Here is a 15,972-nt window from a genome sequence, read left to right as displayed (position 1 = left end):
CGCAAAAGTAAGCAAAACGCTCTTGCCCCACCACTCGGCACCTCGCCTGGGCTCGCTGTGCCAGCGTGGTTTAACGGGGCGCCCAGATCAAAAGCAAAAGCGCGGCGGCCTTAGAGCCGACCGGTATTTTGTGTCGACCCCGATCCAAATGTGGGAGGGGGCTTGCCCCCGATGGCGGTGTGTCAGTCACTGATGCACTTGCTGACTCTCCCTAGTCGGGCAAGCCCCTCCCACACAAAACCAACAGCGTATCCACCGGTGCTACAGATTTGGATAGTTTGCCCAGACACCGGACATCGCTGATCCGGCGCCTGACTAAAACCGGACAATTCCTACAGGAGCCATCAATGCCCATTGCTACCGTCTCGCGGGACCGCCCACCTCCCGTGGTGACGGCATGAACAGCAATGGAGTCGATTGTGCAAAAGCGTTTGATCGCCGAGTTTATCGGTACTTTCTGGCTGACGTTCGGCGGCTGTGGCAGCGCCATTCTGGCGGCGGCCTTTCCTGGGTTGGGCATTGGTTTCGTGGGTGTTGCGCTGGCGTTTGGTCTCACTGTACTGACCATGGCCTACGCGGTCGGGGGTGTCTCCGGTGGGCACTTCAACCCGGCGGTGACTATTGGCCTATGGGCAGGGCGGCGGATCGCTGCCGGTGATGTGCTGCCGTACATCTCGGCGCAGGTTGCTGGGGCGATTGCTGCCGCGGCGGCGCTGTACCTGATTGCCAACGGGCAGCCTGGTTTCACTGTGGGTGGTTTTGCCGCCAACGGTTACGGCCCCCTGAGCCCAGGCCTCTTTGACCTGAAGGCCGCACTGTTGGCTGAACTGATCGCCACGTTCTTCTTCGTATTCATCATTATGCGTGTGACTGCACCGGGGGCTGCTCCGGGCTTTGCGCCAATTGCCGTTGGCCTGGCGCTGACCTTGATTCACTTGGTGCTGATCCCGGTGACCAATACGTCGGTCAACCCGGCACGCAGCACCGGGCCAGCATTATTTGCCGCAGGTGAGTACCTTTCGCAGCTCTGGGTGTTCTGGCTGGCGCCGATTGTTGGCGGGGTTTTGGGGGCGTTGGCAGCTCGCACATTGGGCGAGCAAAAGCCGGCTTGATGCCTTATACGGTGGCGAGTGGGTTGCTCTCCACTGTAGGAGCGAGCTTGCTCGCGAAGAACTCACAGACACCGCGTTCATCCAGGATGCACGTGTTATCGTTGACGTTTTTCGCGAGCAAGCTCGCTCCTACAGTGCAAGGCAAGCTCCCTCGCCACAGGCCCGTGCAACGCCGAAGTTGTATCGGTAACGGTGGCGAGTGGGGGCATCACAGCGCAGCCAGTGCAGTCATCGATGCATTCAGACAGGCGACACAGGCCAACTGTGGGAGGGGGCTTGCCCCCGATGACGGTGGGTCAGATACGGATTAATTGGCTGGCCCACCGCATCGGGGGCAAGCCCCCTCCCACATGGGTTATGGGTTGCTGGCTGGGCCGGTTTGCAGGCAATCCAGTGCGCGGTCGGCGAGGGTGCGGGCCATGTCGATCAAGTGCGCGGTCGAACAGGCCATGTCGCGCCGGGTGCCTTTGAGGCCTTCGGCGGTTTCGGTGGCCGTGGTGGCGGCGCAGCGTAGCAGCGAGGAAATGTTGGCGATGGCGTCTTCGAAGCTCAGGTCTTCGTGGGCAACAAAAACAGGATAGGGTGGATCGGGGACGATTTTGCTCATGGATATAGCTCCTACTCGGTTGGGGCGCCATCCGGTGCCGTTTCCACACGGCAGATTGGGTGGCAGCCATACGCGGGGTGGAAACCGGGGAGTAGGACCCAGTCAGACCGAAGTCTGCCCGCGTACAGCCGCCATTGAGCGTTTGCATACGATCATGACGCCTACTCATTCCCGGGTTTCCACACCCGATCGCTGATATGCAGCGACGAAGCGAAGGCTAGCCAGTGAATTGAGCAGGCGCAAGGCCGAAGGATTGTCTAGGAAACGTCCTGCAAATTAAAGGGATATGGCTTGCTGGCCTTTAACAATGCATGTCGAGCAGGCGATGCAGGTGTGGGAAACGACGATCAAAAGTGGCTCTCACACCACCGGATCAGTATTGGCCCTCAACCAACCCGGAACCATTCCCCATTTCCCTTGTCCCCGCTTCCCATGTCACCCCCCGCCCCGCAAATCCCTTAATTTTCCAAGCCTGCCGGAAGCCTCTCCAGGCCCCCGGCTGCGCCCGTTGTTTTTTCAGGGCGCAGAGCAGCCGATTCAAGCGGCACAACGGAATACGGACATTCTTTTCAACCGTGACTTATCAGGCGGGTTTCCCCATGCAGTTCAGCGAATTACTGGCAGCGATTTCCACCCATGCGATCCGTCTGCAGACGGAAGAGGGCGACCTGATCGTCCTGGGCGATGACGACGCGCTGGATGACGCGCTGTGGGACCAACTGATCGCGCATAAACCCCAACTGCTTGAGTGGGTCGCGGCGCATGGCGGCGACTGGTCGAGCCCGGCTTATGGCATCACCCCGGACATGCTGCCCCTGGTCACGCTCGACCAGCCGGCCATCGACCGCATCGTCGCGGCGATCCCCGGCGGGGCGGCGAATGTGCAGGATATCTACCCCCTGGCGCCGCTTCAGGAAGGCATGCTCTACCACCATCTTCGTGCACAGCAGGGCGACCCCTACGTGCTGCACGCGCAGTTCGTGTTCGACAGCCGCGCGCGTCTGCACAGCTTCGCCCAGGCGTTGCAATGGGTGATTGATCGCCACGATATCCTGCGCACGTCGATGGCCTGGGAGCGCCTCGACGAGCCGTTGCAGGTGGTGTGGCGCAAGGCAACCCTGGCCTGTGAAGAGGCGCATCTGGACGGCGCCGACCGCCTGGCCCAACTGCTCGCACGCTACGATGCGCGCACCTATCGCATGGACCTGGGCCAGGCGCCGTTGCTGCGCCTGGTGTTCGCCGACGACCCGGCCAACGAACGCGTGGTGGCGATGCTGCTGTTTCATCACACCATCCTCGATCACACCGCCCTCGATGGGGTGCGCGAGGAAATCCAGTTGTACCTCGCCGGCAAGCAGGCGCAGGCCGCGCCGCCGGTAGCGTTTCGCAGCTATATCGCCCAGGTGCGCCAGGGTGTGAGCGAGCAGGCCCACGAAGCCTTCTTCCGCGACATGCTCGCCGACATCGACGAGCCGACGTTGCCCTTCGGCCTGCGGGACGTGCAGGGCGATGGCCTTGGCATCGACGAAGCGCGCCTGCCGGTTGAGCATGCCCTCAGCCTGCGCCTGCGCAGCCTGGCACGTCCGTTGGGCGTGGGTGTGGCAAGCCTGATGCACCTGGCGCTGGCCCGGGTGCTGGGGGTGGTCTCCGGCCGGGAGTCGGTGGTGTTCGGCACCGTGATGCTCGGCCGCATGGGCGCGGGCGAGGGCGGTGAGCGCGCGTTGGGCATGTTCATCAATACCTTGCCGCTGCGCGTGGATGTCGGCGAGCAAGGCGTGCGCGCCGCGATCAAAGCCACCCACGAGCGCCTCACCACCTTGCTTGAGCACGAGCACGCCTCCCTGGCGCTGGCCCAGCGTTGCAGCGGCGTAGCGGCGCCTGCACCGCTGTTCAGTGCGATGCTCAATTACCGTCACAGCGCCGCCAGCGACATGCACGCGGTGATCGACGTGGCCGAAGGCATCCAGGTGCTCGGCGCCGAAGAGCGCACCAACTACCCGCTGACGGTCAACGTCGATGACCTGGGTGAAGACTTTGCGCTGACGGTGATGGTCGATGCGTCCATCAGCGCGCAACGCGTGGCCGGCTACCTGCACACGGCGCTGGAAAGTCTGGCCGATGCGCTTGAACAGCGACCGGATATGCCGCTCAGCGGCCTGAACATCCTGCCTGACTCCGAACGCCATACCCTGCTGCACCGCCTCAACCAAAGCTCCGTAAACCAAAGCCCCGCGCACTACGCCGACACCGTCCTGATCCACCAGCAAGTCGAAGCCCACGCCGCCACCCGCCCCGACGCGATTGCCGTGCGTTTCGAACAACGCTGCCTGACCTACCGTGAACTCAACGAACGCGCCAACCAGGTCGCCCATGCGCTGCTGGCCCAGGGCGTGCGCCCCGACGCGCGCGTGGCGATCTGCGTGGAGCGCGGCCCGCAGATGATCATCGGCCTGCTCGGCATCCTCAAGGCCGGTGCCGGTTATGTGCCCATCGACCCGGAGTACCCGCAGGAACGCATCGCCTACACCCTGGGCGACAGCGCGCCGGTGGCGGTGCTGGTGCAAGCCGGCACCCGGCACTTGGTGGGCAACCTGGCGCAGATCGACCTCGACGCCCTGCACCAGCAGGCCACGGTCAATCCGTGCCTGCACCTGAGCCCGGCCAACCTGGCCTATGTCATCTACACCTCCGGTTCCACCGGCCAGCCCAAGGGCGTGATGATCGAACACCGCCAGGTGGCGCGCCTGTTCAGCGCCACCCAGCACTGGTTCGGCTTCAACCAGCACGACGTGTGGGCGCTGTTCCATTCCTTCGCGTTCGACTTTTCCGTGTGGGAAATCTGGGGTGCGCTGATGCACGGCGGCCAGTTGCTGATCGTGCCGCAACTGGTCAGCCGTTCACCGGATGAGTGCTACGCGCTGCTCTGCGAAGCCTCGGTCAGCATCCTCAACCAGACGCCGAGTGCGTTCCGCCAGTTGATCGCGGCCCAGGGCAACAGCGACCAGGCGCATTCGTTGCGCCAGGTGATTTTCGGCGGCGAGGCGCTGGAACCGGGCATGCTCAAGCCCTGGTATGCACGGGCGGTGAATGCCGGTACGCAACTGGTGAACATGTACGGCATCACCGAAACCACCGTGCACGTGACCTACCGCGCGCTGGAAGCGGCCGATGCGCAGTTGGTCGGCGTAAGCCCGATTGGCGTGCGCATTCCGGACTTGCAGTTGTACATCCTTGACGCACAGCGCGAGCCGCTGCCGTTCGGTGTGGTCGGTGAGCTGTATGTGGGCGGCGCCGGGGTGGCGCGCGGTTATCTGAACCGTGACGTGCTCAACGCCGAACGCTTCCTGCACGACCCGGCCACCGGCCTGCGCATGTACAAGACCGGCGACCTTGGCCGCTTGTCGGCCGACGGCAGCGTCGAGTACCTGGGGCGCAACGACGACCAAGTGAAGATCCGCGGTTTCCGTATCGAACTGGGTGAAATCCAGGCCCACCTGGCCACCGCCAACGGCGTGCGCGACGCCGTGGTGATTGCCCGGGAGGACACCCCCGGCGACAAACGCCTGGTGGCCTACGTAATTGCCGACGGCGCGCCCACTGCGGCCGCCTTGCGCGACCATTTGCTGCAGAGCCTGGCCGATTACATGGTGCCCGCTGCCTTTGTGCTGCTGGAGCGGTTCCCGCTGACCACCAACGGCAAACTCGACCGCAAGGCCTTGCCCGCACCTGATACCGACGCGTTGGCCCGGCGCGGTTATGCACCGCCCCAGGGCGTGGTGGAAACCACCATCGCCACGCTCTGGCAGGACTTGCTCAAGGTCGACCGCGTGGGGCGCGAGGATAATTTCTTCGAGCTCGGCGGCCACTCGCTGTTGGCGGTCAAGCTGATCGAGCGCATGCGCCAGGTAGACTTGAGCGCCGATGTGCGCGTGCTGTTCGGCCAGCCGACCTTGGCGGCACTGGCGGCGGCGGTCGGCGGGCACCACGAAGTGCAGGTGCCGGCCAATCTCATTGAAGAACACAGCGCGGCCATCACCCCGGACATGCTGCCCCTGGTCGACCTCGACCAGGCCGCCATCGACCACATCATCCAGGCGATACCCGGCGGCATCGCCAATGTGCAGGACATCTATGGCCTGGCGCCGTTGCAGGCCGGGATTCTCTACCATCACCTGGCAACCGCAGAGGGCGACCCCTACGTGTTGCAGGTGCAGTTCAGTTTCGCTGACCAGACGGCGGTGGACGGGTTTGTCCAGGCGCTGCACAGCGTGATCGAGCGCAACGACATCCTGCGCACCGCGATCCTCTGGGAAGGCCTGGATGAACCGGTGCAGGTGGTGCTGCGCCAGGCACCCCTGGCGGTCGAGCGGGTCGAGGCCACGGGCGACGATGCCCTGGCGTCTCTGCAACAGCGCTTCGACCCTCGTCACTATCGCCTGGACCTGTCACGCGCGTCGCTGATGCGCCTGGCGTACAGCGAGGAAGCGGGGCGCCTGGTCGGCATCCTGCTGTTGCACCATATCCTGCTCGACCACACCGCCCTGCACGTGCTGGTGCAAGAGATGAGTGCCAGCCTGTGCGGCCGCAGCGCGCAGTTGCCCGACGCGGTGCAGTACCGCAACTACGTGGCCCAGGCGCGCCTGGGTGTGAGTCAGGCGCAGCACGAAGCTTTCTTCAGCGAGATGCTCGGCGATATCGACGAGCCGACCCTGGCCTTCGGCTTGCAGGATGTGAATGGCGACGGCAGCGGCATCGTCGAAGCCCATCTGCCGCTGGAGTCGGGGCTGAGCCTGGCCCTGCGCGAACAGGCGCGGCAGTTGGGCGTGAGTGCCGCGAGCCTGGTGCACCTGGCCTGGGCGCAGGTGCTGAGCCAGGTGTCCGGCCAGCGCGACGTGGTGTTCGGCACCGTGTTGCTGGGGCGCATGCAGGGCGGCGAGGGCGCCGATCGGGCGCTGGGGATGTTCATCAACACCTTGCCGCTGCGGGTCAGCCTCGGCGCCACGGGCGTGCAGGCCGGTGTGCGCGCCACCCACGCACGCCTGGCGCAATTGCTCGGGCACGAACATGCCTCGTTGTCGCTGGCCCAGCGCTGCAGTGGCGTGCCGGCGTCGTTGCCGCTGTTCAGTACCTTGCTCAACTATCGCCACAGCGCACCGGATGAAGCGCCGGGTGACAGCCCGTTCGCCGCGTCCGGCATCCAGATACTCAGCTCCGAAGAGCGCAGCAACTACCCGCTGGTGCTCAACGTCGATGATCTGGGCGCAGGCTTTGCCCTCACCGTGCAAGGCATCGCCACGCTGGACGTGCAGCGCGTGGCGGACTACATGCTGACCGCGCTGCGCCACCTGGTGACGGCCCTGCAACAGGCGCCGACCACCGCGCTGCAAACGCTGTCGATCATACCGCCGGCTGAGCGCCGCCAATTGCTGGTGGAGTTCAACGCCAGTCGCCGCGATTACCCTGCGCATCTGAGCGTTGCACAGCTGTTCGAAGCCCAGGCGCTGGCACGGCCTGAAGCGGTGGCGGTGGTGCAGGGCAAGCTGTCCCTGAGTTACCGCGACCTCAATCGCCGCGCCAATCGCCTGGCCCACTACCTGATCGGCCAGGGCGTGCAACCTGGCGAGCCGGTGGCCCTGGCGCTGCCGCGCGGCATCGACCTGGTGGTCAGCCAAGTCGCCGTGCTCAAGTGCGCGGCGGTGTACGTGCCGCTGGACGTCAATGCGCCGGCCGAACGCCAGGCCTTCATGGTGCAGGACAGCGGCGCCCGCCTGGTGCTGGACGACCTGGCCGGGCTGAACCTCGACGGGCTGTCGGCCGACAATCCCGAGCGGGAACAGTCCGCCGACAGCGTGGCCTACATCATGTACACCTCCGGTTCCACCGGCACGCCCAAAGGCGTACTGGTACCCCAGCGCGGCATTACCCGGCTGGTGATCAATAACGGCTACGCCGACTTCAATGCCCAGGACCGCGTGGCCTTTGCGTCGAACCCGGCGTTCGATGCGAGCACCATGGACGTGTGGGGCGCGCTGCTCAACGGTGGGCAGGTGCAGGTAATCGACCACGCTACCTTGCTCGACCCGCAGGCATTCGGCGCCGAGCTGGCGGGTGCCACGGTGCTGTTCGTCACCACCGCGCTGTTCAACCAGTATGTGCAACTGATCCCCGAGGCACTGGCCGGCTTGCGCATTTTGCTGTGCGGCGGCGAGCGCGCCGACCCGGCCGCCTTCCGCAGCCTGCTGGCCCAGGCACCGGCACTGCGCCTGGTGCATTGCTATGGCCCGACCGAAACCACCACCTACGCCACTACCTACGAAGTGCGCGCACTTGCCGATGACGTGGAGAGCGTGCCGGTGGGGCGGCCCATTGCCAATACGCAGATCTATGTGCTGGACGCGCAGTTGCAGCCGGTGCCCCTGGGCATCACTGGCGAAATCTGTATTGGCGGCGATGGCGTGGCCAAGGGCTATTTGAACCGCCCGGACCTGAGCGCCGAAAAGTTCGTGCACGACCCGTTTTCCGAACAGCCCCACGCCTTGATGTACCGCACGGGTGATCTTGGGCGTTGGTCGGTGGACGGCTTGCTCGAATGCCTTGGGCGTAACGACGACCAAGTGAAAATCCGTGGTTTCCGTATCGAGCTGGGCGAGATCGAGGCGCGTCTGGCGAGCTGCGCGGGCATCCGCGACGTCGCCGTGCTGGCCCGTGAGGACGTGCCGGGGGACAAGCGCCTGGTGGCCTATTTCACTTGGGCCGACGCCGCGCTGGGCATCGATGAGGTACACGCCCACCTGCAAGGCCTGCTTCCCGACTACATGTTGCCCTCGGCCTATATGCCGCTGGCCCATTTACCCTTGACCAACAACGGCAAGCTCGACCGCAAGGCCTTGCCCGCGCCAGACCCGCAGGCCCTGCTCAGCCGTGCCTACGAGGCCCCCCAGGGCGAGGTGGAAACCCTGCTGGCGCAGATCTGGCAGGACGTGCTCAAGCTCGAGCGCGTCGGTCGGCATGATCATTTCTTTGAACTGGGCGGGCATTCGTTGCTGGCCGTCAGCCTGATCGAGCGCATGCGCCGCGTCGGCCTGAGCGCCGATGTGCGGGTGCTGTTCAGCCAGCCTAGCCTCGCGGCATTGGCGGCGGCGGTGGGCAGCGGGCGCGAAATCGTGGTGCCGGCCAATGGCATCCCGGCAGGCTGCACGCACATCACCCCGTCGATGCTCAGCCTGGTGCAACTCGACGCGGCCGCCATCGAACGCATCGTGGCCAACGTGCCGGGCGGTGCGGCGAACGTGCAGGATATCTACCCGCTGGCGCCGTTGCAGGAAGGCATCCTCTATCACCATATCAGCGCTGAACAGGGCGACCCGTACCTGCTGCAATCGCGCATGGCGTTCGACAGCCTTGAGCGCTTGCACGCTTTCATGGGCGCGCTGCAACAGGTGGTGGCGCGCCACGACATCCTGCGCACCGGGGTGGTCTGGGAAGGCCTGGACAGCCCGGTGCAAGTGGTGTGGCGCCAGGCGCAGCTGGTGGTGCAGGCCGTCAGCCTGGACCCGGCCGACGGCGGCATCATCGAACAACTGCATGCGCGCTTCGATGCGCGGCACTACCGGCTGGACATCACCCAGGCGCCGCTGCTGCGCATGGTCTACGCCCAGGACCCGGCCAATCAGCGTGTCGCGGCGATCCTGCTGTTCCACCACCTGGCCCTGGACCATACCGCCATGGAAGTGGTGGGCCAGGAGATGCGTGCCTTCATGCTGGATCAGGCCGATGACTTGCCCGAAGCCGCGCCGTTTCGCAACTATGTGGCCCAGGCGCGCCTGGGGGTCAGCGTGGCCGAGCATGAGCAGTTCTTCCGCGGCATGCTCGCCGATGTCGACGAGCCGACGCTGCCGTTCGGCTTGCACGATGTGCAGGGCGACGGCCGCACCATCGAAGAAGCCGAACGGCAGCTGCCGGCCGAGCTGGCGCAGCGGGTGCGCGAGCAGGCACGCCACCTGGGTGTCAGCGCCGCGAGCCTGATGCACCTGGCCTGGGCGCAGGTGCTGGGGCTGGTGTCCGGGCGCGACGACGTGGTGTTCGGCACCGTCCTGATGGGGCGCATGCAGGCCGGCGATGGTGCGGATCGTGCGCTGGGCATGTTCATCAACACCTTGCCGCTGCGGGTCGATGTGGCGGCCGCTGCCGCCGACGCGGTCAAGGCCACCCATGCACGCTTGAGCGCCTTGCTCGGGCATGAACATGCCTCCCTGGCCCTGGCCCAGCGTTGCAGTGGGGTGGCGACGGCCACGCCGCTGTTCAGCGCCTTGCTCAATTACCGCCACAGCAGCCCCGGCGAAATGGCCCGCGACGGTCAGGGGATCTGGGAGGGCGTACAACTGCTCGGCGGCGAAGAGCGCAGCAACTATCCGCTGACCCTGAGTGTAGATGACCTGGGCGAAGGCTTTGCCCTGGCCGTGCTGGCGTTGCCGCAGATCGGCGCCCAGCGCCTGTGCGACTACATGCACAACGCCGTGGCGCAGCTGGTCGACGCCCTGGAAAACGCACCGGACACCCGCTTGCACCACCTGCCGATTCTGCCGACGGCGGAACGCGACACGCTGCTGCGCGAATTCAACGCCACCGCCCATGACTTCCCGCGCGGGCACACCCTGCACGGCGCCTTTGAAGTCCAGGCCGAGCGTCAGCCCGAGGCTGTTGCGGTGATGCAGGACGGTGTGGCGCTGACCTATCAGCAGCTCAATCAACGCGCCAACCAACTGGCCCATCACCTGCTCGGGCTTGGCGTGCAGCCGGATGACCGCGTGGCGATCTGCTGTCGTCGCGGCCCGCAGATGCTGGTGGGCCTGCTCGGCATTCTCAAGGCCGGCGCGGGCTATGTGCCGATCGACCCGGCGTACCCGGCCGAGCGGATCGCCTACCTGTTGCAGGACAGCGCACCGGTGGCGGTGCTCTCGCAAGCCTGCACCCGCGACCTGCTCGGCGGCGTCGCCAGTGTCGACCTGCACGGCCTCGGCTTGCAGCAATACCCTGTGAGCAATCCGCAACTGGGCGCACTGACCCCGGCGCACCTGGCCTACGTCATCTACACCTCCGGTTCCACCGGCCAGCCCAAGGGCGTGATGGTGGAGCATCACCACGTGGAAAACCTCGTGCATTGGCACTGCGAGGCCTTCGGCCTGCGGGCTGCCAGCCATACCAGCAGCGTCGCCGGTTTCGGTTTCGATGCGCTGGCCTGGGAAGTCTGGCCGGCGCTGTGCGTGGGCGCGACCCTGCACCTGCCGCCCGCCGAGGTGGGCAATGAAAACATCGACGAACTGTTGGCCTGGTGGCTGGCGCAGCCGCTGGACGTGAGCTTTCTGCCCACCCCGGTGGCCGAGTACGCCTTCAGCCTGAACCTGCAACACCCGACCTTGCGCATGCTGCTGATCGGTGGCGACCGCCTGCGCCAGTTCAGCCAGGAACGACGGTTTGCCCTGATCAATAACTACGGCCCCACCGAAGCCACGGTGGTCGCCACTTCCGGGCGTGTGCGTGCCGGGCAGCCTTTGCATATCGGCCGGCCTGTGGCCAATGCCACCAGCTACGTGCTGGATGCGCACCTGCGTCCGGTGCCGGTGGGCGTAGCCGGTGAGCTGTATGTGGGGGGCCGCGGCGTGGCGCGCGGTTACCTGAATCGCCCGGACCTGACCGCCGAGCGCTTCCTGCAAGACCCGTTCAACCCCGGGCGCATGTACCGCACCGGCGACCTGGTGCGCTGGCTGCCCGATGGCAACCTGGAATACCTGGGGCGCAACGATGACCAGGTCAAACTACGCGGCGTGCGGGTTGAACTGGGCGAAATCGAAAGCCGCCTGGCCGCGCTCGACGGCGTCGCGGAAGCGGTAGTGCTGGTGCGCGAAGGCCGCTTGATCGCCTGGTTCACCGAACGCCAGGCGCTGTCGATCGACACGCTGCGCGCGCAACTGCAGGCGCAACTGCCCGAGGCCCTGGTGCCGGTGGCCTACGTGAAACTTGCGGCCTTACCCCTGACCGCCAACGGCAAGCTGGACCGCAAGGCTTTGCCGGCCCCCGATCAAGCCGCGCTGCTGACCCGTGACTACGAAGCGCCCCAGGGCGAAGTGGAAACCCGCCTGGCGCGGATCTGGGCCGACGTGCTGCAGGTGGAGCAGGTGGGGCGCCATGACCACTTCTTCGAACTGGGCGGGCATTCATTGCTGGCCGTCAGCCTGATCGAGCGCATGCGCCAGGTCGGCCTGAGCGCCGATGTGCGCGTGCTGTTCAGCCAGCCGACCCTGGCCGCGCTGGCCGCCGCCGTGGGCAGTGGTCGCGAAGTGCAGGTGCCGGCCAACCGTATTCCCGACGGCTGCCAACGCATCACGGCGGACATGCTGTCGCTGGTGACGCTGGAGCAATCGACGCTGGATCAGGTGATCGACCAAGTGCCCGGCGGCGCCGCCAATGTGCAGGATATCTATCCGCTGGCGCCGTTGCAGGAAGGCATTTTCTACCATCACATCAGCGCCGAGCGGGGCGACCCGTACCTGCTGCAATCGCACCTGGCGTTTGACAGCCTTGAGCGCCTGGACGCCTTTGCCCAGGCGCTGCAGCAGGTGATCGATCGCCACGATATCCTGCGCACCGCAGTGGTCTGGGAGGGCCTGGTGCAACCGCTGCAAGTGGTGTGGCGCAAGGCTGAACTGGCCGTGCAATGCGTATCGCTGCAAGGCAACGTCATCGAGCAGTTGCACCAGCGTTTCGACCCGCGCCATTACCGGCTGCCGATGTCCCAGGCCCCGCTGATCCGCCTGGTGTATGCCGAGGACCCCGGTCAGCAGCGGGTCGTTGCGATTTTGCTGTTCCACCATATTGCCCTTGATCACACGGCACTCGACAGCGTACGTCAGGAGATGCAAGCCAGTTTGCTCGGGCAGCCCCGGATCGCTGAAGCAGCCATTCCTTACCGCAACTATGTGGCTCAGGCGCGTCTGGGCGTCGAAGAGCACGAACATGAAGCGTTCTTTGGCCAGATGCTGGGAGACATCGACGAGCCGACGCTCCCGTTCGGCTTGCAGGACGTCCAAGGTGACGGCAGTGCAATCGAAGAGGTGCAGCAGAGCCTGGCCCCGGCCTTCAGCCAGCGTCTGAGGGCGCAGGCCCGCCTCTTGGGTGTCAGCGCCGCCAGTCTGTTTCATCTGGCGTGGGCCCGGGTGCTGGCCAGCACCAGCAGCCAGCACCGCGTGGTCTTCGGCACGGTACTGCTCGGCCGTATGCAGGGGGGCAAAGGTAGCGACCGTGCACTGGGGATGTTCATCAACACCTTGCCATTGCGCGTGGATATTGATGAGACCGGTGTACGCGCGGCCGTCAAGCGCACCCATGAGCGCCTGACGGCACTGCTCGGCCATGAACATGCCTCCCTGGCTCTGGCCCAGCGTTGCAGTGGCGTCGCCGCGCCGTTGCCGTTGTTCAGTGCAGTGCTCAATTACCGCCACAGCGCCAGCCAGGAGGCGACGGTGTCGCAGGCATGGCAAGGGATTCACACCCTGGCCAGTGAAGAACGCACCAATTACCCCTTGACCTTGAACGTCGATGACCAGCGCGATGGTTTCCGCCTGACCGTCATGACCCCCGCGCACATTGGAGCGCAACGCGTCTGCGGTTATATGCAGACGGCGTTGCTTGGGCTGGTCGAGGCGCTGGAACAGGCGCCGCACCTGCCGATCAGCCGCGTGTCGATCCTGGGGCAGCAGGAGCGCGAGACACTGTTGCACGGCTTCAACGCGACCGCAGTCGATTACAACCTTGACCAGACCTTGCACGGCTTGTTCGAGGCGCAGGTCTTACGCACGCCGGATGCCGAGGCCGTGAAAGCGGGGGATCAACGCCTGAGCTATCGGCAACTCAACGAGCGGGCCAACCGTCTGGCTCATCACCTGCGTGAACTGGGCGTACGGCCCGAGTCGCGGGTTGGGGTGTGCCTGGAGCGTGGCCTGGACATGGTCATCGGCTTGTTCGCCATCCTCAAGGCCGGCGGCGGTTATGTTCCGCTCGACCCGGCCTATCCCCACGAGCGCCTCGCCTACATGCTGCACGACAGCGCACCGGTGGTGGTGCTGGCCCACGGCGCAACCCGCGCCTTGCTCGGTGATATACCCACCCTTGATCTGGACTGCGACACCTGGCAGCACCAGCCGAGCACCAATCCCAGCGTGCCGGAGCTTACCGCCCGGCATCAGGCTTATGTGATCTACACCTCCGGCTCCACCGGCCAACCCAAGGGGGTCATTAATGAACATGCCGGGGTGGTCAACCGCCTGCTGTGGATGCAGAACGCGTATGGCCTCAACGCGCAGGATGCGGTGTTGCAAAAAACGCCCTTCAGCTTCGACGTGTCGGTGTGGGAGTTCTTCTGGCCGCTGATGACCGGCGCCCGCCTGGTCATGGCACGTCCGGGCGGCCACAAGGACCCGGCGTATCTGTGTGAAGTGATTGAGGCGCAGCGCATCACCACGCTGCACTTTGTGCCGTCGATGCTCGACGTATTCCTGGCCCACGGCGATGTCAGCCAGGCCGCCGGGCTGGTGCGCGTGATCTGCAGCGGTGAAGCGCTGCCGGGCAGCCTGGTGCGACGCTTCAAGCAGCAACTGCCGGGCATCGGGTTGTACAACCTGTATGGCCCGACCGAAGCCGCAGTGGATGTGACCGCATGGAACTGCGCACGCAGCGACGTGCCGGACAACACGCCGATCGGCAAGCCGATTGCCAACACACGCATGTACGTGCTGGACGCCCAATTGCAGCCGGTGCCGCTGGGGGTGGTCGGTGAGCTGTTCATCGGTGGCGTGCAGGTGGCGCGGGGGTATCTCAACCGTGCGCAACTGACCGCCGAACGCTTCCTTGAGGACCCGTTCAGCGCGGGTCGGATGTACCGCACGGGCGACCTTGGCCGCTACCTGCCGGACGGCAATCTCGAGTACCTGGGCCGCAACGATGACCAGGTGAAAATTCGCGGCCTGCGCATCGAATTGGGGGAAATCCAGGCGCGACTGATCGAGCATCCAGCGGTGAAAGATGCCGTGGTCGTGGCCTGCGAAGATCGCCTGGTCGCCTACTACACCGGCGCGGCCACCGCCATCGACGCCCTGCGCAGCCAGCTCTTGCAGCACCTGCCGGACTTCATGGTGCCCGCGTTGTTCATGCACCTCGACGCGCTGCCCCTGAGCCCCAATGGCAAGCTCGACCGCAAGGCGCTGCCGGCCCCGGGCACGGCGTCGTTGAGTGTGCGTGAGTACGAAGCGCCCGAAGGCGACTGCGAAATACTGCTGGCCCGACTCTGGGCCGAGCTGCTGAAGGTGGAGCGAGTAGGGCGCCATGACAATTTCTTTGAACTGGGCGGGCATTCGCTGCTCGCCGTGAGCTTGATCGGGCGCTTGCGCCAGGAAGGCATGGAAGCCGATGTGCGAGGGCTGTTCGAGCAACCGACCCTGGCCGGCTACGCCGCAATGACCGAACGAATGGAGATCGTCCTGTGAACATCCAACAACTGCTGGCAACCCTGAAAACGAAGGATGTGCAACTGGCGCTCAAAGGCGAGCAACTGTCCGTACAAGGCAACAAGCAAGCCTTGAGCGACCCGGCGATCCTCGCTGCGTTGCGCGAACACAAGCCGGCCCTGATCGAACGGATCAAGGCGGGTGAATACTCGGCCGGCAAAGCCGGTGAGGTGCAAGTACCGGCCAACGGCATCGCCCCGGGCGCCGAGCGCATCACCCCGGCCATGTTGACGCTGTCCACCCTGAGCCAGGACGAGATCGAGCGGATCGTCGCCACCGTCGAGGGCGGCGTGGCGAATATCCAGGACATCTACCCGCTGGCGCCGTTGCAGGAAGGCATTCTCTACCACCACGCGAGCACGGAGCAGGGTGACCCGTACATCATGCAGTCGCAGTTCGCCTTCGACAGCCTGGCGCGCTTCGAGCAGTTTGCCAACGCCTTGCAGAGCGTCGTGGATCGGCACGATATCCTGCGTACCGGGGTGGTTTGGGAAAGCCTCGAACAGCCCTCGCAAGTGGTCTGGCGCCAGGCCCGGCTACCGGTGCAAGCCCTTGAGCTGGATCCGGCTGAGGGCGATATCGCAGAGCAGTTGCGCCAGCTGTTCGATGTTCGCCATTACCGCCTGGACGTGACCCAGGCGCCTCTGCTGCGCCTGGTGCGCACCTGGGACGAACCCGGCCAGCGCGTGGTGGC

General features: G+C 65.4%; 4 protein-coding genes (1 of these 4 running past the window's edge). 3 read left to right on the top strand and 1 reads right to left on the bottom strand.

The annotated features are described in order from the left end of the window. Positions 1–407 precede the first annotated feature (407 nt). On the top strand, positions 408–1,112 hold the full coding sequence (aqpZ, locus tag BFP96_RS07060) for an aquaporin Z (protein WP_065892968.1): 705 nt from the start codon (positions 408–410) through the stop codon (positions 1,110–1,112). Between the two features lie 355 nt (positions 1,113–1,467). On the opposite strand, the gene BFP96_RS07055 is transcribed toward aqpZ, so the two are convergent. After that, positions 1,468–1,719, bottom strand: coding sequence for a DUF6124 family protein (locus tag BFP96_RS07055; RefSeq protein WP_065935908.1), 252 nt, complete (start codon positions 1,717–1,719; stop codon positions 1,468–1,470). A gap of 599 nt (positions 1,720–2,318) precedes the next feature. On the opposite strand from BFP96_RS07055, the gene BFP96_RS07050 reads away from it, so the two are divergent. Together BFP96_RS07050 and BFP96_RS07045 are read left to right on the top strand one after the other, a co-directional pair. Beyond that, positions 2,319–15,257, top strand: a complete 12,939-nt coding sequence (locus BFP96_RS07050; RefSeq protein WP_065935907.1) for a non-ribosomal peptide synthetase — start codon at positions 2,319–2,321, stop codon at positions 15,255–15,257. After that, on the top strand, positions 15,254–15,972 hold the 5' end (the start) of the coding sequence (locus BFP96_RS07045) for a non-ribosomal peptide synthetase (RefSeq protein WP_065935906.1). It continues 13,753 nt past the right edge of the window; the window shows 719 of its 14,472 coding nt (coding positions 1–719); its start codon is at positions 15,254–15,256; its stop codon lies off the right edge, out of view. The genes BFP96_RS07050 and BFP96_RS07045 overlap by 4 nt, the downstream gene beginning before the upstream one ends.

The organism is Pseudomonas sp. 34 E 7 (assembly GCF_900005715.1).
GTDB classification, from domain to species: Bacteria; Pseudomonadota; Gammaproteobacteria; order Pseudomonadales; family Pseudomonadaceae; genus Aquipseudomonas; species Aquipseudomonas orientalis_A.
Note: the sequence above shows the minus strand (reverse complement) of the source record. Positions and strands in the feature narration are given on the sequence as shown.